16 protein-coding genes and 1 riboswitch are annotated in these 18,444 nt (G+C 59.8%); of the genes, 8 read left to right on the forward strand and 8 right to left on the reverse strand.

The window, feature by feature from the left end:
• The first annotated feature begins 481 nt into the window (after positions 1–481).
• Positions 482–973, forward strand: a complete 492-nt coding sequence (locus tag G5315_RS14515) for an RNA recognition motif domain-containing protein (RefSeq protein ID WP_005339200.1) — start codon at positions 482–484, stop codon at positions 971–973.
• A 7-nt stretch (positions 974–980) separates the two neighbouring features.
• Here G5315_RS14515 and murI read toward each other — a convergent pair whose 3' ends face one another.
• The 3 genes from murI to G5315_RS14530 form a co-directional block, all read right to left on the reverse strand.
• Entirely contained in the window at positions 981–1,784 is an 804-nt protein-coding gene (gene murI / locus G5315_RS14520) for a glutamate racemase (RefSeq protein ID WP_421333272.1), read from the reverse strand.
• Positions 1,785–1,892: 108 nt separating this feature from the next.
• The gene (locus G5315_RS14525) at positions 1,893–3,743 is read right to left on the reverse strand and encodes a TonB-dependent receptor domain-containing protein (RefSeq protein ID WP_421263629.1); all 1,851 of its coding nucleotides are present in this window, start codon (positions 3,741–3,743) and stop codon (positions 1,893–1,895) included.
• 51 nt (positions 3,744–3,794) lie between these two features.
• Positions 3,795–3,973, reverse strand: a riboswitch (cobalamin riboswitch).
• Positions 3,974–4,008: 35 nt separating this feature from the next.
• Positions 4,009–4,911, reverse strand: coding sequence for a LysR family transcriptional regulator (locus G5315_RS14530; RefSeq protein WP_421209856.1), 903 nt, complete (start codon positions 4,909–4,911; stop codon positions 4,009–4,011).
• A 109-nt stretch (positions 4,912–5,020) separates the two neighbouring features.
• On the opposite strand from G5315_RS14530, the gene G5315_RS14535 reads away from it, so the two are divergent.
• From G5315_RS14535 to G5315_RS14550, 4 genes are all read left to right on the forward strand, one after another.
• Positions 5,021–5,947, forward strand: a complete 927-nt coding sequence (locus G5315_RS14535; RefSeq protein WP_040069609.1) for a sodium-dependent bicarbonate transport family permease — start codon at positions 5,021–5,023, stop codon at positions 5,945–5,947.
• A 4-nt stretch (positions 5,948–5,951) separates the two neighbouring features.
• The gene (locus tag G5315_RS14540) at positions 5,952–6,254 is read left to right on the forward strand and encodes a P-II family nitrogen regulator (protein WP_005321666.1); all 303 of its coding nucleotides are present in this window, start codon (positions 5,952–5,954) and stop codon (positions 6,252–6,254) included.
• A 63-nt stretch (positions 6,255–6,317) separates the two neighbouring features.
• The gene (gene purE, locus G5315_RS14545; RefSeq protein WP_421209854.1) at positions 6,318–6,827 is read left to right on the forward strand and encodes a 5-(carboxyamino)imidazole ribonucleotide mutase; all 510 of its coding nucleotides are present in this window, start codon (positions 6,318–6,320) and stop codon (positions 6,825–6,827) included.
• Positions 6,824–7,948, forward strand: coding sequence for a 5-(carboxyamino)imidazole ribonucleotide synthase (locus G5315_RS14550; protein ID WP_421209852.1), 1,125 nt, complete (start codon positions 6,824–6,826; stop codon positions 7,946–7,948). The genes purE and G5315_RS14550 overlap by 4 nt, the downstream gene beginning before the upstream one ends.
• Positions 7,949–8,021: 73 nt before the next feature.
• Here G5315_RS14550 and G5315_RS14555 read toward each other — a convergent pair whose 3' ends face one another.
• The 3 genes from G5315_RS14555 to G5315_RS14565 all read right to left on the reverse strand — a co-directional run bounded on the left by G5315_RS14555 (position 8,022) and on the right by G5315_RS14565 (position 11,785).
• Positions 8,022–9,212: an L-lactate MFS transporter gene (locus tag G5315_RS14555; RefSeq protein WP_040069602.1), complete on the reverse strand. Its 1,191-nt coding sequence runs from the start codon at positions 9,210–9,212 to the stop codon at positions 8,022–8,024.
• 109 nt (positions 9,213–9,321) lie between these two features.
• Positions 9,322–10,065: a LytR/AlgR family response regulator transcription factor gene (locus tag G5315_RS14560; RefSeq protein ID WP_157161710.1), complete on the reverse strand. Its 744-nt coding sequence runs from the start codon at positions 10,063–10,065 to the stop codon at positions 9,322–9,324.
• Positions 10,066–10,111: 46 nt separating this feature from the next.
• Positions 10,112–11,785, reverse strand: coding sequence for a sensor histidine kinase (locus tag G5315_RS14565; RefSeq protein ID WP_198303871.1), 1,674 nt, complete (start codon positions 11,783–11,785; stop codon positions 10,112–10,114).
• A 171-nt stretch (positions 11,786–11,956) separates the two neighbouring features.
• On the opposite strand from G5315_RS14565, the gene G5315_RS14570 reads away from it, so the two are divergent.
• Positions 11,957–12,397 carry a hypothetical protein gene (locus G5315_RS14570; protein ID WP_252656574.1) on the forward strand — a complete coding sequence of 147 codons (441 nt, stop codon included), beginning with the start codon at positions 11,957–11,959 and terminating at the stop codon, positions 12,395–12,397.
• Between the two features lie 34 nt (positions 12,398–12,431).
• Here G5315_RS14570 and G5315_RS14575 read toward each other — a convergent pair whose 3' ends face one another.
• Together G5315_RS14575 and G5315_RS14580 are read right to left on the reverse strand one after the other, a co-directional pair.
• A complete protein-coding gene (locus tag G5315_RS14575; RefSeq protein WP_421333273.1) occupies positions 12,432–16,016 on the reverse strand; it encodes an ATP-binding protein in 3,585 nt (1,194 codons plus the stop codon).
• Positions 16,017–16,021: 5 nt separating this feature from the next.
• Complete coding sequence (locus G5315_RS14580; RefSeq protein WP_236302647.1) at positions 16,022–16,645, reverse strand: response regulator transcription factor; 624 nt, start codon at positions 16,643–16,645, stop codon at positions 16,022–16,024.
• 472 nt (positions 16,646–17,117) lie between these two features.
• Between G5315_RS14580 and ecpA the strand changes: the two genes are divergently transcribed.
• Together ecpA and G5315_RS14590 are read left to right on the forward strand one after the other, a co-directional pair.
• Positions 17,118–17,690: a common pilus major fimbrillin subunit EcpA gene (gene ecpA, locus G5315_RS14585; protein ID WP_421209844.1), complete on the forward strand. Its 573-nt coding sequence runs from the start codon at positions 17,118–17,120 to the stop codon at positions 17,688–17,690.
• Between the two features lie 59 nt (positions 17,691–17,749).
• Positions 17,750–18,409, forward strand: a complete 660-nt coding sequence (locus tag G5315_RS14590; RefSeq protein ID WP_421209842.1) for a fimbria/pilus periplasmic chaperone — start codon at positions 17,750–17,752, stop codon at positions 18,407–18,409.
• Positions 18,410–18,444 lie beyond the last annotated feature (35 nt).

An 18,444-nucleotide genomic window follows, 5' to 3' on the forward strand; every position in this document is an offset into this window, starting at 1 on the left:
AGTGCCCACACAGATTGCTTGATTCAAATTGTTAAAGAGCGTCACGCTTGTCGCGTTGAGGAGGCGCATATTACGCTCCTCACTTCGAAAGTCAAGCGATTGTTTTCGCTTTTCTTTCGGCGCCCACTTCACCAGGAAGCTGGCCCATCAGCTCGGCGTGTTCCGCCGTGCTGGTAGGGGCGCATTATAGGGAGCGGCGCTGCGATGACAAGACTTTTTTTGAAGAAAATCACGAAAATTTCAAATTATTCAATTAGAAACAGCTTATTCAGTGTATATATACAATGTTATCCACAGTCCGGTTATTTCACTCCCATTTTAGCGTCATTTATGTCGCCTTCAGTGACCTTGGGAATGCCATACTGGAGCCGATAACCTCTCCCGAGTGGTCCATGGTAGCGCCAATCAGGAAAGCTGGTTACCATGGAGGTGAATATAGTGTTGCACCTTTTTTGCTTTCATTTACAAAAGGTCTTTTAAGATGAATTTATCCAAGTTTCCCGTATATATGCAGGCCGCAATCCTTGCTCTGGTATTGGCAGTGGTTGGCTACCTGGTTGCCCAGGCCCTGCAGTTCTCTTTGAAAGCGGAAGTGATTTTTGCAGCAGGTCTGGCCATCGGCGGTTTCGTGGTACCGCTGTTCCTGAAGCGAACCCCGGCTAATGTCGCCGAGTCGATCGCCAATCAGGAGACTTGCACCTTATATGTAGGCAACCTGCCATATCGCGCCAATGAGATCGCAGTGCGCGAATTGTTTGCCGAACAGGGCCAGGTCATTTCCGTGCGGTTGATGAAGGACAAGGCAACCGGCAAGCGCAGAGGTTTCGGTTTCGTGGAGATGCCCGCCGCCGATGCCGCCAAAGCGATTGCCGCTTTGAATGATAAAGAGTACCAGCAGCGCACCCTCAAGGTGCGTGAAGCGAATGACAAACGTGATAAAGAGGAAAGAGAAGGTAGCGAAACTGACGCCTAACCGCTCGTCAGTACTTCACCTCTTCCAGTGATGACAGCCCCCATGCTTGCAAGGGGGCTGTCAGTTTTTGAGCCTCCCCATCCAGCCGGGTACAGTAAGCCCTGGCAATCACCTCTTCTATATGTACAGGCTGCACGGCAGAATGCCCGCCATTACTCAGCAACCAGGCCACCCGTTTGGCAACGGCACTGCCCGAGTCAACAAGCTGGCATTGCGGCATCAGTTGCCCAATCTCTTCATTGAGTAGCGGGAAGTGAGTGCAACCAAGCACCAGCGTGTCCGGCTTCTCTTCCCCCTCCAGCCAGTCGGCCAATACCTCGCGCAGCAGCGCAATATTGACCGGTAGGCCCGCCAGCTTGTGTTCGGCTTCTATGACCAGCTCGGTGGTGCCCTTGAGCAGCACCCGCTTGCCGGGAGCAAACTGGGCGATCAGTTCATGGGTATAGTCGCGGCTGACGGTGCCTGGAGTGGCCAGCAGACCGATACAACCGTTGCGAGTCTGTGCAGCGGCGGGCTTGATGGCTGGCACCACCCCCACCACGGGAATATCCAGTGCCTCGCGCAGGGCCGGCAGCGCTATGGTGCTGGCCGTGTTGCAGGCAATCACCACCAGATCGATATGATGACGGGCCACCATGGTGGTCACCAAGCGGGTGCAGGCAGCAATCAGGGCGGGCTCGCTCAATTCACCATAGGGGAAGTTGGCGTTGTCGAAGCAGTAGAAATAGTTGTGTGCCGGCAGAACGCGGCGGATCTCCCGGTAGATGGTCAGGCCACCCATACCGGAATCAAACACGAGAATATTGGCCACTTGAGCTCCCCTTTGGTGCAAGGCGGTGATCATACTCCCGCCTGCCGCCAATAGAAAAGGCCCTGCCAATGGCAGGGCCCCTGATTTTTCCGCTTGGCCGGGTCCGGCTTAGAGTGAGTAATCCATTGTCACGTAGTAAGCGCGCTCATCGGCAGGGTAACCCACCGCCGTCTGATAGTGCTTGTCCAGCAGGTTGTTGATCTTGCCCGATACCTTGAGTGCCGGCGTAACCTTGTAGCCGACCGCCAGATTCCACACGCTGTAGCCACCAAGTGTTGTGGTGTTGGCCACATCGCCATAGCGCTCACCCTGATAGATCCAGCTCAATGAACCATCAAACTGCTGCCACTGCGCCTGCGTCACCCACTTGGCCCCTTTGCGGGAGATCAGCTGCAACTGCTTGTCGGTTACCTTGTCTTTGGGATCCTTGTATTCGGCAGAGACCCTATGACTCACCCAGCCGGTATCAAACTCCCCTTCCAGCTCGATCCCTTCAATTCGCGCCTTGCCAACGTTCTGTGGTGTCCACATACCTTGGCTGTTGGGTGCCCACTGGATCATATGTTCGAAGTCGTTGCGATAACCGGTGGCTCGCCACTCCACGCCAGCGGTTTGACCGTCCAGCATCAGCTCGCTGCTCTTCGACTCTTCCGGCTTCAGGTTGGGATTGCCTGACCCCGGATAGTAGAGGTCGTTAAAGGAGGGGGCGCGGAAACCGGTGCCGTAGCGGGCACTCAGGCGGTAATCCTCGACAAAACGCCAGCCTGCGCCGGTCTGCCAGGTGTTGTGGCGGCCAAACTGCTCGTTGTCATCACTGCGGCCGCTCAGCTCGGCCTGCCAGGTCTGGTTGTCGAACTGGGCAAGGGCATAGAGGCCGGTATTGTCCCGCTCTTTGGCGTCGGCCGGATATGTGGCGCCGGAGGAGCGGGAGCGATCATCCAGTCGATCACTCTGCCAATCGGCCCCGCCTCCCAGCGTCCAGCTCTCGTTCAATTTCAAGCTGTTGACCCAGTTCAGGCTGTACTGGCGGGTGTAGGTTCGGTTATTGGCCTGATCACGGCCGCTATTGTCGAGATAGTCGTAGGCATCCTGTCTGGAGAAGGCGCCGCGCAGTTCGCTCAGATAGCGATCATCGTGATAGCGCGACCCCAGCTGATAGCTCTGGTTTTCAGTCCACGTTTCGGCTCGATGCGGCGCATAGTTTGTATCAGACCCCGCATACTGGGCCACATTGCGGAACCAGCGGGTCGTACCGAACAGATCCCAATTGCTGCCGAGCGCCTGCTGGTAGTCCAGCATGGCGTTGTAGCCCTGATGCCCGTGACGGTCACCATCGTTGATGCCGGGCAAGGGGTGTACGTTGTAACCCTCTTCATCATCAAAACCGCCAGCCACCTTGAGCTGACCCGCCTCACCTACCTGGCTGGCACTACTGAAAGCGGCCTGACGCTGTTGATGGGAACCAGCACCGATATTGAACTTGTGCTGATTTGTCCCCTTGTCGGGACGGGTAATGATGTTGATCACCCCACCGATAGCGTCGGAGCCGTAGATGGTGGCGCGCGGGCCGCGGATATACTCGATCCGCTCGACCTGATTGAGTGGCAGATTGTTCAGTTCGGTCATCCCGGCGGTCAAAGAGGCACTGCGCACCCCATCCACCAGCACCAGCGTCTGGGAAGAAGTGCCACCACGCACCCGCAGCGAGCTGAGCTGGCCTCGACCACCATTGCTGACCACTTCCACACCGGGCAGGGTCTTGACCACATCGGTCACGGTCTGGGCTTGCAGGCGATCGATCTCGTCCCGGGTCACCACATTGACCGGGGCAAGCACGCTGGAGGCAGGTTGGGCGACGCGGGTAGCGGTCACCACCATGGTGGGATTGACGGGAATGGTCAGCTGCTGGGCAAACGCTGCCGTCGGCAACAGGGCAGCCGCCAGAAATTTCTTCGACATGAGAGATCCTTAAGTTCGCGTAAGTATCTACTTCGTGGCCGGTTTCTCTCGGCCCGAAATACGAACTCTGGCAGGTCTTCGGGCTCGGGGGCTGATGGCCTACGGCGACGGCTTCCCGCCTGACGGCAGTGCCCTGATGTCGCTTCGTTCCCCCTTACCGCTGCGCGCCAGCTCCGGATTTTCACCGGATTCCCTATTAAGCATGATGCGCCAAAGCGGGAGGATTATAGGCAGAGCCAAGCTGGATGTATAGCCATCCAGATTTCTATTTCTTGCCAGCCAGCACCGTCAGCCGCAGCTGGGCCCCCTCCATTACCGCTTGTACCCCGGGATGGGAGAGATGGCGCCCTGCCGAGACCAGATAGTAAGAGAGTGTGACGTCGGTGAGGGTCGCAATCCGCTCCACTCCGTAGAGACGGCCAATCTCGTCAGCCATTGCCAGCGGTGCCGGGAAGATCCCCATCCCCGCCTTGCCGAACGACTTCATCAGGGTGGAATCATCAAACTGTCCCACCAGATGGGGATGAATACCCTGCTGGCGATACCACTCCAGCAGCCGATCGTGAGTGGCAGACTTCTCTCCGGGGATCAGCAGCGGCAAGCCCTCCAGCGAGGCGGGAAAACCGTCCCGCGCCCGCGCCGCCAACTCGGGGCTGGCAAACAGCGCCAGCGGGCTGCGCCCCAGCTCGTGGTTGTAGCCACGTACACCACTGTCGGGAGGAAGCGGGCGATCGATCAGCACCATATCCAGCTTGTGACGGGCCAGCTCGCTGAACAGCTGCTCGGCCCGCTCCTCGTGACACACCAGCCGCAGCGGCGTTGCCAGCGCCATAGCCGGAGCCAGCAGCTCGAACGCCAGGGTGCGGGGTACCGAATCGGCGATCCCCACCTGCATTGTCAGCTCCTGACTGGCGTGGCGCAGGGTGTGCTCCAGCTCGGCGCCGAGCGAGAAAATCGCCCCCGCCTGCTCCTGCGCCTGCCGACCCGCAGCGGTCAGCACCAGACGCCGCCCCACCCGGTTGAACAGCGCCACCCCGAGGGACTGCTCCAGCTCGGCCACCTGACCGCTGATGGTCTGCGGCGTGAGATGCAGCTGTTCGGCGGCCTGCGTCACGCTGCCGCAGCGCGCCACATGCCAGAAGTAGTAGAGCTGTTTGTAGTTGAGCATGCCGTTCCCTATCAGTTTTTACCGAACAACCATCAGCGAGAATCTGATTTTATCGAAACATTGCGGGCTCTAGCATGCAAACATTATCTGAACTGCCCTGCGAACCATCATGCTGGACGTTGTTGTACTCTTCTTTCTGTTTGGTCTGCTGGCCGGTTTGGTGCGCTCCGAGCTCAAGCTGCCGCCCGCCCTCTACGACACCCTCTCTCTCTTTCTGCTACTGGCCATCGGCCTCAAGGGCGGCGTCGGTCTGGCCCAGCAATCCCTGCAACCCCTGCTGCCGCAACTTGCGCTGGTGATCCTGCTCGGCGTGGTGCAGACCCTGCTCGGCTTTGCCGTGCTGCGCCTCAAGATGAACCGGGTGGATGCCGCCGCTACCGCCGCCCACTATGGTTCGGTCAGCGTCGCCACCTTTGCGGTCGGGGTGAACTGGCTCACCGAGCGGGGCATCAGCTTTGAATCCCAGCTCTCCATCTTCTTGGCTGTAATGGAGATCCCGGCCATTCTGGTGGGCATAGTGCTCGCCCGCGGCATCAGTCGCGAGACCCGCTGGCGCATGCTGGCCCACGAGACCTTCCTCGGCAAAGGGGTAACCCTGCTGCTCGGCGGCATGGCCATCGGCTATCTGGCCGGGCCGGACGGGATTGCCCCGCTCAAACCGCTGTTTGTCGACCTGTTCAAAGGGGCGCTGGCGCTGTTCCTGCTGGAGATGGGCCTTATTGTCGCCCGTCAGTGTCAGGACTTACGCAAGCATGGCTTCTTCCTGCTCGGCTTCGCCCTCTTGATGCCGCTCGCCTCGGCGGGACTGGGATTGGCAGCTGGCCAGCTGATGGGCCTCTCCCTCGGCGGACTAACCCTGCTGGCGACCCTGGCGGCCAGCGCCTCCTATATTGCCGTGCCGGCTACCATGCGCATCGCCGTGCCTCAGGCCAACCCGGGGCTGTCCCTCAGCGCCGTGCTGGGGGTCACCTTCCCGTTCAACATCATGCTGGGGATCCCGCTCTACCACAGCTGGGCCCGCCACTTCACGGAGTAGCCACATGCAGACCGAGACCCGCACCCTGCTGACCGTCATTACGGAAGCCAATCTGGAGCCGACCCTGCTGCGCACCCTCACCCGCGAGGGGCTGCGCGGCTACACCATCACAGATGCCCGCGGTCGTGGCGATCATGGCGAGCGCAACGCCAGCTGGAGCGAGAGCGGCAACATCCGGCTGGAGGCCATCTGCAGCCGGGAGCAGGCGGAGCGGCTGCTGGCCCATCTGCAGAGTCGTTACTACCCCGATTACGCCATGATCGCCTTTCTGCAACCGGTCGAAATCGTGCGACCCGAAAAATTCTGAGCCGGCTTGCCGGCTCTTTTTGTTTACCAAAAGCAAACGTTTAACAGCAAGGAACCAATACACATGAACACCCCTCCCCTGATCGGCTTGGTAATGGGCTCCGACTCCGACTGGCCCGTGCTGCAGGCCGCCGCCCGCATCCTCAAGGAGCACGGCGTGCCCTACGAGGCACAGGTGGTATCGGCCCATCGCACCCCGGATCTGCTGTTCGAGTATGCCGCCACTGCCCGCGAGCGCGGTCTGCGCGCCATCATCGCCGGGGCCGGTGGCGCCGCCCACCTGCCGGGTATGGTCGCCGCCAAGACCACATTGCCGGTGCTGGGGGTGCCCATCCCCTCCCGTCATCTCAAGGGGATGGACTCCCTGTTCTCCATCGTGCAGATGCCTAAAGGCGTGCCGGTCGCCACCTTCGCCATCGGCGAGGCGGGGGCTGCCAACGCCGCCCTGTTTGCGGTCTCCCTGCTCTCGGTCGCCCGGGATGACGACGCCCCCCACTACCGGCAGCAGCTCGACGACTTCCGCACCCGCGAGCGCGACCGGGTGCTTGCCCTCACGCTGGAGGAGCCGACATGATCCTGCCTCCCGCCACCCTCGGCATGCTGGGGGGCGGCCAGCTCGGCCGCTACTTCGTGATGGCCGCCCACCGCCTCGGCTACAAGGTGGTGGTGCTGGATCCCGATCCCGCCAGCATCGCCGGTGCCGCCGCCGATCATCATATTGTCGCCCCCTATGACGACACTGGGGCACTGGTCGAGTTGGCCAGCCGCTGCGAAGCCATTACCTGCGAGTTCGAGAACGTGCCCGCCGCCACCCTCGCGCTGCTCGAAAAACAAAAACCGGTACGCCCGGGCGCCAGCGCGGTGCGAATCTGTCAGGATCGCCGCGAGGAGAAAGCCTTTCTGCGCGGAGCTGACATCCCGGTCGCCCCCTATCTGGCGCTACTTCCGGAAGAGCCTATCCCCGCACAGGCCAGCGAACTCTTGCCCGCCATCCTCAAGACGGCCCGCGAAGGGTACGACGGCAAGGGACAGTGGCAGGTGAGTAATCTGGATGAGCTGGCGACGGCGCTGGCAGCTAGTGGCGTGCCCTGCGTGCTGGAACAACGGCTGGCGCTGGAGGGGGAGTTTGCCCTGACCCTGGCCCGCAGCCCGAGCGGCGCCATCAGCGCCCTGCCGCTGGTGCAGAACTGGCACAGCGGTGGCATTCTGGACCAGACCCGCTCCCCGGCCAATGTGCCAACGCTGGAGCGCGAGGCCAAAGGGATCGCTGAGCGACTGATTGCCGCCCTCGATTACGTCGGGGTACTGACGGTGGAGTTCTTTCTGGTGGAGGGGCGCCTGCTGGTCAACGAGCTGGCGCCCCGCCCCCACAACTCGGGTCATCCCAGCCTCGACAACGCCGCATGCAGCCAGTTCGAGTTGCAGGTGCGGGCCCTGTGCGATCTGCCGCTGCCGGAGCAAATCGCCGTGCGCCCCGCCCTGTTAATCAACCTGCTGGGGGATCTCTGGCAGAAGGGTACGCCAGACTGGGCCGCCCTGCTGGCGCTGCCCGGCCTGCATCTGCACCTCTACGGCAAGGGCGAACCCCGCCCCGGCCGCAAGATGGGCCATATCACGGTAACCGGTGATGAGTGGCCAACGGTGGAGGAGCGCTGCCGTCAGGCCCGCCAGCTGCTGGGGCTGGCGCCGTGCTGATCGACCATCGGAAATGCAAAGACCCGGGCATGGCCCGGGTCTCTGTTTTTGCTTGCTGTGGCAGGGAGACTTATCAGGCCCGCTCCACCGCTACCGGTGCCGGCAGGCGGATGGTGAGGGAGAGCACCAGCGCCACCACCAGCAACACCAGGATCAGGTGGAAGGTCGCCATAAAGCCGCCAAACAGGGAGGCCACGATGGAGCCGATGATGCTGCCCAGACCAAAGCCCAGATAGATGACGCCGTAGTTCTTGGTCAGGTTGTTGAGACCGAAGAAGTCGCTCACCAGCGAGGGGTAGACGGTGATGGTGCCACCGAAGCTGAACGCCACACAGGCCACCGCCACGAAGAAGAGGTTGGCATTGAGCGGCACGAACAGCAGCAGCGCCATGCCCGCCAGGGTAATCAGCTGGGCGATGGTGATGACCCGGATGCGGGACATCTTGTCGGAGAGGATCCCCAGCACCAGACGGCCACCCAGGTTGGCCATGGCGATGATGGCGACGGCATTGGCAGCGACCACGGCAGGCAGACCCACCATCTTCTCGCCGATATCCTTGGCCACGCCGATGACATAGAGGCCGCTCATGCAGGCGGTGAGGAACATCAGCGCCAGCATCCAGTACTGTGGTTTGCGCATCGCCTCGGCCAGAGTGAAGTCACGGCTCTCGCTCTGCTGCACGGAGGCGGCCTGCTTGGGCGCATCCTTCATCAGCATGCCGCCCACCAGCACCATGGACATCGCAATCAAGCCCCACAGCTGGAAGGTGGTCTCAAGGCCGGAGCTGGAGAGCAGCAGCAGGTTGATATATTTGAAACCGAGACTGCCGAGACCATAGGCACCGATGGAGCAGGCGGAGATCAGCCCCTTGCGCTCCGGGAACCACTTCACGCAGTTGGAGAGGGTCATCAGGTAGCCGGTACCGTCGGCAAAACCGACCAGAATGCCCGCGCAGAGGTAGAGCATGGCCAGATTGCTGGCATGGGCGGTGAGGAAGAAACCGATGCCGAGCAGCACGCCAGCCCCCAGGGTCACGTTGCGCACCCCGAACCGCTCCTGCAGTTTGCCCGCCATGGAGGAGGCGACCGCCAGCGACAGGCTGAGCAGGCCGAAGGCGAAAGCAACCTGACTCACCGGCTCGTCCAGCTTGTCGGAGAGCTGGGCGTTGAACAGGCTCCAGGTGTAGACAGAACCCAGTGCGAACTGGGTGATGATGGTACCGATCAGTGTCAGGTACCGGGTGCGGTTCATCTCTTTGGTCATGATGCGTCTCGGTCGATGGCCTTAAGGAAATTGAGGCCACTATAGGCAAGACGCAGTTCGCGCCGATCGATTAAGGCATGAAATGCAGATCGACGGGAATGAATGACAATCAGAGCCGCATCAGCTGACGGAACGCCTTGATGTTGCTGCGACTGACCGGCACCTCGAACGGCAGATCATGGAGCCGGATGAGATAGGTGCTGTTAAACCAGGGGACGATTTCGCGGATTTTGTTGATGTTGACGCAGTAGGAGCGGTGACAACGGAAGAAGCCCTCGGCAGGCAGGCGGCTGACAAACTCGCTGATGGTCATGGTCATCACGTAGCGATCATCGCGGGTGTAGACATAGGTGAGCTTCTCGTCGGCTTCCGCGTAGTAGATCTGCTCGCAGGGGGTGACGATGATGCGCTCCCCCTTCACCAGATTGACGGTGCGATTGTGCGGGCTGCTCCCCTCAGCGCCCGCCTCCCCCGTGGTGGCTGGTTGCGACTTGCCCGCATGCTCGAGCTTTTGCAGCAGATTGATGATGCGGGGCTCGTTGTAGGGCTTGAGGATGTAGTCGAACGCCTCCAGCTCGAACGCCTCCACCGCAAACTCCTTGTAGGCGGTGACGAAGACGATGTGGGGCGGATGACTCGACTTGTGCAGGTTCTTGGCCAGCAACAGGCCATCGATGGAGGGGATCTGGATATCCAGAAACACCACATCCACCTCATGATCCTGCAGGTATTTGAACGCCTCCAACCCATCCTCGAAGCTCGCAACTATCTCGATCTGGCTGTGCTGATTCACCAGATAGATCAACTCCTCGCGAGCCAGATATTCATCTTCGACAATAATGGCTTTCAGCATGACAACACCTCTCGCGGCACACACTTATCCTCAACCATGATGGCACTCAGCATGGCATCGACTCCTGATCCGGCAGATAGAAACTCACTTCGGTACCCGGCTCCAGCCGCTTGAGGTGCAGACCGTCGCCATAGAGCAGCTTGACCCGCTGATGCACGTTCATCAGACCGATGCTGCGGCTCTCCACCCGACCGGCGGCCACCCCGTCGATCACCGCCTGACTGATGCCGTAACCGGTGTCCCGCACCGCTACCCGGATGCCGCCCGCCAGCTGCTTCACCTCGATGGTGACCCGACCCGGCGCGCTGCGGGGCTGAATGCCGTGCAGGATGGCGTTTTCCACCAGCGGCTGCAACAGCAGGCTCGGCACCTGAATGTGTACATCGTCCACCTCGAACACCACCTCCAGCTTGTCGCCGAAGCGGGCCTGCTCGATGGCCACGTAGTCACGCACCTGCTGCAGCTCCTCCTGAATGTCGATGAGTTCATCCCCCTTGTTGAGGTTGTAGCGCAGGTAGTCTGCCAGATTGGCAATGAGCTGGCGCGCCTGCTGGGGGCGAATGCGGATCAAGGATGAGATGGCGTTGAGGGCATTGAACAGGAAGTGCGGGTTGATCTTGCTCTGCAGCGCGGTGAACTCCGCCTTGCGGGTCATCTCCTTGAGCTGCTCGATGCGCGACACCTCCATCTGGGTGGAAATGAGCTGGGAGAGGCCCACCGCCATCTCCCGCAGGGAGCTGGTGATGCTGTGGGTGCGGCGGTAGTAGATCTTGAGGGTGCCGCTCACCGCGCCGTTTTCCCGCAACGGAATTATGATGACCGAGTGGAAATCGGAGAGATGATACTGGCGCAGATCGTTGTTGATGATGATCTGGTCGAGCAGCACCGCCTGCTGGGTCATGCCGCTGATGGCGTGGTGCTCCTCCAGCTCGTAGTAATCCTTGCCCACCCCGACATAGGCCAGCACATCACGGGTGTCGGTAATGGCCACCGCGTCGGCACTGATCTCGCTGCGAATAATGGCGCAGACCTGGCTCAGGGAGTGGCGGTCGATGTTCTGGAAGAAGGGCAGCGTCTTGTTGGCGATATCGAGCGCCAGTTTGGCCTGCTTGGCGGCAATCAGCTCCTTCTCGTCATCCAGATCCTGCACCAGCTTGATGATGAGGCCGATGCAGAGTGCCCCGGCGATCATCGGGTAAGCGATATGGCTGACGATCTCGACGCCCACCTCGTGCGGCTCGGTCAGCAGCCAGATGAGCAGCATGGTGAGCCCTTCACACAGCATCCCCGCCAGAATGCCGTAGAGCCAGAGCCGCGACTTGCGGCAGCGCAGATGCAACCAGGTGGCGAGCAGACCGGCGATGATGCTGGCGATAAGGCACGGGATGGAGGTGTGGCCATCCATGTCGATGAGGTAGCGGTGCAGGCCGGAGATAACCCCGGCCGGAATGCCGACCCAGGGGCCAAACAGGATGCCGCCGGAGATGATGGCGATGATCCGCACATTGATCAGCGCCCCCTCCACCGGAATGCCGGTGTAGGTACTGAACACCGCAAACAAACAGAAGATGGAGGCTACCAGCACCAGCTCAGCCGGGGTGTGATCCCGCTTCTGGAACAGCCGCTGGAACGGCCGGGTGCGGGTCAGGAAGAAGAGGGTCATCAGCATCAGCGCCGCCCGTTCGAACACCGCCAGCAGCATCATCTGATTTTCAAGCAAGAGTGAGATCCCGTATCAATGGAAAAGAGATGTATCGAGGTGCAAGATCATACCCCTTATCTCCTGCTGGCTCATTGCCGAATATCAGCTGACGGGTTCAGCTTTCTGGAATGGTGGCCGATAAGAGTAGGCTCCCGCCAAGTGGAGCCCAGTCCGACACAGGAGATAACTATGTTTCAGAAAAACATGGTGCTGGCATTGATGATTGGCTGCAGCAGCGCCGCCGTTCACGCCAATGCGCAGGTGGGCCAGCTGAACTGGCAAGCCACCGCCAGCAAAGAGACCAACATGGAAGTATCCCTCACCCACCCCGGCTTCCAGCCCATCAACTCGGACCCGGTACAGGCCCCCGTCCAGAGCCTGGCTGCCGACCTCAGTCACCCGGATTTCAACACCACCTATCGACTGCAAGCCCGCAAACTCTATGGCACCCTGCCACAGCAAGACGGCAAAAAAATCCATTTGACCCTAAATGGACAACCGCTCTCCGAAACCCATCCCCTGCCCCTGACACAGGCGACCCGCTACTACCTGAGTTATCAGGCCCCCTCAGCCAGGCCGGACCAGGTGGGTGAGGCCGCCTATGAGCTGATGGTCTACTGGCTCGGTTGAGCAGTCTGAAGGCATGCCCCGCATGCCTTCAGGTTTACTCGTCCACGTTCTGGAGCCGAGTGGCGGCCAGCCTGACCACCTCGTAGTCCTGGCGCAGCCGTGCCAGCGCTGCCGGCAGCGTCTCTTCGTCGAGTGTCCAGGACTCTATCTCACCGCACGTGGCGACCAGTTTCAGGGTACCCATGATCCTGGCGCCGCCCTTGAGCCTATGCACCTTGTCCATGAAGCGGCCGACGTCCCCCGCCTGTGCCGCCTCCTGCAGACCCAGCAGGTCGTCATCACTGGCACGGACAAACTCGGCCAGCAGAGGCACCATCAGGGTCGACTGGTGCGCCGTCAGCGGCCCGAGGTATTGCCTTATCTCCCGCATGCAGGTGGCAATGTGGCTCTGATCTTCACGTTGCATATGTCGCCGCAGGCTCTGAGCGAGCGCCTCCAGTCCGATCGGCTTGAACAGGCAGTCATCCATGCCCGCCGACTGCCCCTCGTTGATCTGCTCCTGACGCGCATCGGCCGTCAGCCCGAGGATCACGCAGCGCGGCCAGCCTTGGCGCCGCTCCAGCGCCCGGTATTGCCGCGTCAGTTCGAAGCCGTTCATGCCTGGCATGTTGAAGTCGGTGATGACGACATCCACCCGGGTATCGGCAAGCTCCTGCAGGGCCTCCTCCCCCGAGGCCACGGCTTTGGCCTCATGCCCCAGATAGGCCAGTTGCTGGGTCACCAGCAGGCGATTGGCGGGGTGATCGTCCACCACCATAACCTTCAGCCTTCGCCCTTCCTCCACGGCCTGTCCCCGGTCGGCAGACGGGGGCGGCACCACGGCCGCGGCCATGGGCAACTTCATCTCGACGCAGACCAGGGTCCCCTGCCCGAGCTCGCTCTCCAGCACCAGGGAGCCACCCATGGACTCGCACAGGGAGCGCGAGATCATCAGGCCCAGACCGGTGCCGGACTGCTGAATGTGCTCTGGCTGGCTGGCCTGGCTGAACGGCTGGAACAGCCGAGCCTGCTCAGCGGGTGCTATCCCTATGCCGGTATCCCTGATGACGAGCTGCAGAGTACACCAGCCGTCGCTGACCCTGGAGCCCAACATCACCCTGACCGACCCCCGCTCGGTGTATTTGATGGCGTTGCTGATAAGGTTGGAGACGATCTGCTTGTAGCAACGGCCATCTATCTCTACCCAGTGCGCCTCTCCCGTCACCAGCTCCAGCCGCAGGTTTTTCTGCCTGGCCAGTGCGGTGAAGACGGTGACGACCGACTCGGTCAGGGCCACGATGTCGTGGGGCTCAGGCGCCAGCTCGAACCGGCCGGACTCTATCTTGGAGATATCTAGGATGTCGCCGATAAGGCTCAGCAGATCCTTTGCCGAGCCATGGGCAATGGTGAGGGACGCCTGATCCTCCTCGTGCAACCTACCCCGCTTGAGGGCCAGCTCCAGCAAGCCGATGATGGCATTCATGGGGGTGCGGATCTCATGGCTCATGGTCGCTAGGAAGGTGCTCTTGGCGCGGTTGGCCTCCTGGGCCTCCTGGCTGGCCACCGCCAGCTCATCCAGCAGGCGCACCCGTTCACTGACGTCGATCCAGCCCCCCACGCCCCCCTGCACCTTGCCTTCGAGATCGTAATAAGGCTGCACCCAGTGGTACACATCCACTGCGCCCGTTGGCATGATCAGGCGATGGTCTCCCTCCTGTGGAAGCCCGGTCTTCCGGGAGAGGGCCAGGTCTGCGAGCAGGGGGACAAGAAAAGGCCAGCGCGTTCGCACGTCATCCAGCCCCGTACCAAGCAGACTGACCTTGGGTTCCCCAAAGAAGCTCGCGTAACTGCTGTTGCACAGGACCAGCCCCCCTTCCAGATCCCGCGCATAGATGGGGTGGGGCGTCCCGTCCACCAGGTCGGCAATGAACTTGAGCTGGGTGCTCAGCGCCCCCTCCACCTGCCGCCGCTCACGCACCTGCTTGCGCAGCGACAATCCCCACAGGCCGACCCAAAGAGTCAACAGCAGGATCAGCGCGATGAAGCCCCCGAACTCCCGCACCAACTCCTGCCAGGAGATGGACTCCTGCTGGGCACTGACCCGCCAGCGGTTGGAGAGCCCCTCCAGCTCATCAGGAGGAATGATGGCGATGATCTTGTCTAGGATGTCCCGCAATATCTGATGATCGGGTGACACCGCAAAGGCGGCACCGATAGGAATGGATTCGAACAATTCCCCCGTGATGATCAGGCTGTCGGGGAATTTGCTGTTGATGTAGTACTTGGCCACCCGCAGCGGCAGCACGGTCACGTCGCACACTTCCGTTGCCACGCAGCGCAACGCATCTTCAATTCTGTCGAACTGCCGTGTCGTCAGCCTGCCGTAAGCCTCCGAGACAACTTGCGTCGTGATATACCCCTTGATCTCAGCCACGGTACCGGACTTGAGCAAGGTATCGGGCGATATGCCCTTGTGCCGCAGCCCCACCACGTAGGACAGGGGCTCGAGGACAAAGGCCCTGCTGAACAGATAGCGGTTCCTGCGATCCGCCGACGGACTCAGTACGCCTACGTCCACCAGACCGCCATCCAGCAGCTGGGTCATCTGCTCGGGCGTCTTGACGGGCACGACCTCGATCTCCACCCCCAGCTTAGCGCGAATGACCTGCAGCAGATCGGCGACCACTCCATGCATGGTGCCATTGACGTCGAGAAAGCTGAGGGGTGGCACGCCGCTGTTGACGGCAATCCGGATATTTTCCCGCCTGCCCAGCCATTCCCACTGCTCGCGGCTCAACCCGACCTTGCTGGCACCGATGGAGAGGCCTCCCCCATTCCAGCGCTTGGCCACTTCCGCCCGCTTGCTCTCTAGGATCTCCCCCAGCGCTATGTCTATTATTCTCTTGAGTCGCCGGTCTTTGGGATTGAGCGCAAAGGCAAAACCATTGGTATTGATATAAAGCGGCTTCAATAATTGAATGCTGCTCTGATAAAATTTGTTGACGATAAAGTTACCAGAGATCATATCCACCATGACAGCATCCGCCTGGCCATAAGCCACGGCGGAGAGCGCACTATAACGGGAGGGATATATTTTCACTTTATAATCTGACAAATAGCGCATGATGTCCGTATATGGCAAATAATACTCGGGGACTGCCACCGACTTTATTTCTCGTTCCCTTATAGCGATATTTTTATAAATGGCGGGATCATCTGCAATATATTTATCGGTCAACAGGAGTTGCTGCTCTTGCTCATAAGTGTTCGAGGCGCTCAGCAAGTCGATCTCCCCGCGCTTGAGCGCCTCGATGGCGGCCGCTCTGGAGGGGTATCCCTTCACCAGGATCTGGATATGCAGTAAATGGGTGAGCATGCCGACGATGTCGGCCGTCACCCCCTCATAGGCATTGGCACGAAGGGTGATGTCCATGGGGGGATTATCGGGTCTTGGCACCCCCAGGATCAGCCGCTCACGCTCCTGCAGCCAACGCCACTCCTCCCCGTGCAGCGGCAAGGGGCTGGCATCTAGGTACTCCCCGCCATCCCGCGAATAGACTTGCAGCAGCGGCTCTGCTTGCGCCCTGGCCGACAATGGCCAAGCACAGATCAGAACGAGCAGTAACAGCAGTGGTTTCATCGCGCTCACAACAGCTTCTGCCGTCTGGCCAGACTGATCAGATCGACGATGTTGGTGATGTTGAGTTTCTTCATCAGCCGGGTCTTGTAAGTGCTGACGGTTTTCTCGCTCAGCAGCATGCTCTGGGCAATCTGCTTGTTGGCATGGCCCTGGCAAATCTGCAACAGCACGCTCATCTCCCGGGAAGAGAGGCTGGAGAGCAGATCCTCGCGATCGACGGTATGGGCATGTCTGGCGCCGGCAATTACCTCACGAGGATAGTAGAGCAGCTTCTTTTCTATTTTTGCTATCGCATCCTTCAATAAAGACAAATCATCCAGCTTGGACAAAAAACCCTCAGCACCGGCTTGCAGACAACGCACCATAATATGGTGGGTCGATTGGGCAGACAGCACCAAGATCCGGGTACCTATATCCAGCAGCTTGAGTCTTTTAATGACTTCGATACCATCCAGCTTGGGAATTCCAATATCAAGAACCACGATATCGGGTCGGTTTATCTTGGCTGCAGAAATAGCATCAACACCATTATCAACCTCTGCTAAAACATGATGTCCATCCTGTTCAAGCAGCATTTTCACAGCCATTCTTATTGCTGGGTGATCATCTACAATCAATATCTTTGACATATATAAACCTGCTGTTTAGTCCTTCCCAAGTAGTATATTAACTATAAATCAAGCAGCTATACCATACAGCCCCCTTGATGTTCATAAGATGTTAAAAACTAATAAATCACAAATTTTAAAGCTGGCGCTGATTATATCCTTATTATTTTTCATATATTTATCAATCGGTTATTTATTCTGTACTTCGTTTACCCTCTCTGCCAGCCGAGTTTACTACGGCGGATTCCTAGCTCCCCATCACTACCTCCCCACCCCTTTAAGATTTTTCCTACGCAGCAATCAATCGATCCAGGCAAGTCCTATCGCTATCTTAGTCGAAGAAAAAACGAGCTGGTCCGAGGAACAACATGTTCCAAGGCCGGCTGCCTCCCTTGGTCAAATCGTCACCGGGGGCAATGAGATGCCCATGGCGGGCAATCAATCAACTAGGTGGCCTGCGCCGCCTATCAGAAAACATATAGGAAATATCGTAATGAAGAAGACTCTGATTGCACTGACCATCGCTGGACTGGGCTTTGCCGCTACCGCTCAAGCTGCCGTGGAAGCCTCCGCCGTAGCTACCTGGCAGGCCACCGCAAAGAAAGACACCACCTCCGAGCTGGTGGTAACCCCGCTCTCCAGCCTCTCCTTCCAATATGCAGAAGGGATCAAGGGGTTCAACACCGTCAACGGCCTGTTCGATGTCGCCATCAAGGGGGATGCCAGCGCCACCTCCTTCACCCTGAAGGCGAAAAAGCTCAACGGCACTCTGAATCACCTGGGTGGCGATTCCACTGTCGACGTGGGCGTGCTGTGGGGCGGCGCACCGGTCAGCACCACCGCCTATACCACGCTGATCGACACGGCGGCCGGCATCACTGGTGGCAACCTCTCCCCCATCGCCAACGGCTTCCAGAACGATGCGCAGCGCACCACGGCCCAGGGTTCTTTCACCTTCAACATCGAGAGCGCCACCGCCAACGGCAGCACCACCACCTTTGATGCCCTGCCGGATGGCCTGTGGAGCGGCGAAGTCAACGTCGAGTTCGTTGCGAACTGGGTCTGAGTCATTCACCGCATACCATTCGGGGCCCTGCGGGGCCCTTTTTACTCTCGAGACATCCCATGAATCTGAAAATCATAGCCATATGGTTGCTGCTCATTCCCGGCATCAGCCAGGCAATCAATGTCGGCGCCGTGACCACCTTCATCGACGCAGACAGCCAGGAAGTCGCCAAGCAGATCGAAAATGGCAGCGACCAGGCCAGGCTGGTCACGGTCACGGTCACGCGCATCTCCTCCCCGGAAGAGGGGGGACGGGAGATCCCCATGGAGGTGAGCGGTGAACTGATGCTGTCGCCCAGCCGGATGATGCTGCCCGCCAATGCCAAAAATAACGTGAGGTTCTTTTACAAGGGCCCACAAGATGACAAGGAGCGTTACTACCGCATCCGCTGGCTGGACACCGCCCTCTCCGCAGACGATCAGCGTAGCGAACGTCGGCAGGCGGTCGCCACCACCTCGGCCCAGATAGGCACAATCCTGGTGGTGACGCCGCGCCAGCAGCGATTTTCCTACGACCTGAAGGGCGACACCCTGACCAACAAGGGCAATGCCTCCTACCGCACCGTGGCGTACGGCCCCTGCCTGAAAAGCCAGGAGTTGTGCAAGGAGACCTACTACGACCTACCGGGCAAGCAGCGCCGGTTCAAGCAGGTCGACATGCATGACAAAAAGAGCCACTTGGGCCTGTGGCTGGGTCAGGAATTCGTCATCGTCAAATAACCTCTTTTTACCGGTACTGTCCTCGCCCCTCGCAG

The sequence above is a fragment of the Aeromonas sp. 603607 genome, from assembly GCF_049171595.1.
In the GTDB taxonomy this organism is placed as follows: Bacteria; Pseudomonadota; Gammaproteobacteria; order Enterobacterales; family Aeromonadaceae; genus Aeromonas; species Aeromonas veronii.

Bases quoted from the DNA above. Each gene is read 5' to 3' on its own strand.
- G5315_RS14580 (WP_236302647.1), bottom strand. From the start codon at position 16,645: ATGTCAAAGATATTGATTGTAGATGATCACCCAGCAATAAGAATGGCT.
- G5315_RS14525 (WP_421263629.1), bottom strand. From the start codon at position 3,743: ATGTCGAAGAAATTTCTGGCGGCTGCCCTGTTGCCGACGGCAGCGTTT.
- ecpA (WP_421209844.1), top strand. From the start codon at position 17,118: ATGAAGAAGACTCTGATTGCACTGACCATCGCTGGACTGGGCTTTGCC.
- G5315_RS14560 (WP_157161710.1), bottom strand. From the start codon at position 10,065: ATGCTGAAAGCCATTATTGTCGAAGATGAATATCTGGCTCGCGAGGAG.
- G5315_RS14540 (WP_005321666.1), top strand. From the start codon at position 5,952: ATGCAGACCGAGACCCGCACCCTGCTGACCGTCATTACGGAAGCCAAT.
- G5315_RS14515 (WP_005339200.1), top strand. From the start codon at position 482: ATGAATTTATCCAAGTTTCCCGTATATATGCAGGCCGCAATCCTTGCT.
- G5315_RS14555 (WP_040069602.1), bottom strand. From the start codon at position 9,212: ATGACCAAAGAGATGAACCGCACCCGGTACCTGACACTGATCGGTACC.
- G5315_RS14530 (WP_421209856.1), bottom strand. From the start codon at position 4,911: ATGCTCAACTACAAACAGCTCTACTACTTCTGGCATGTGGCGCGCTGC.
- purE (WP_421209854.1), top strand. From the start codon at position 6,318: ATGAACACCCCTCCCCTGATCGGCTTGGTAATGGGCTCCGACTCCGAC.
- G5315_RS14550 (WP_421209852.1), top strand. From the start codon at position 6,824: ATGATCCTGCCTCCCGCCACCCTCGGCATGCTGGGGGGCGGCCAGCTC.
- G5315_RS14570 (WP_252656574.1), top strand. From the start codon at position 11,957: ATGTTTCAGAAAAACATGGTGCTGGCATTGATGATTGGCTGCAGCAGC.
- G5315_RS14590 (WP_421209842.1), top strand. From the start codon at position 17,750: ATGAATCTGAAAATCATAGCCATATGGTTGCTGCTCATTCCCGGCATC.
- G5315_RS14575 (WP_421333273.1), bottom strand. From the start codon at position 16,016: ATGAAACCACTGCTGTTACTGCTCGTTCTGATCTGTGCTTGGCCATTG.
- G5315_RS14535 (WP_040069609.1), top strand. From the start codon at position 5,021: ATGCTGGACGTTGTTGTACTCTTCTTTCTGTTTGGTCTGCTGGCCGGT.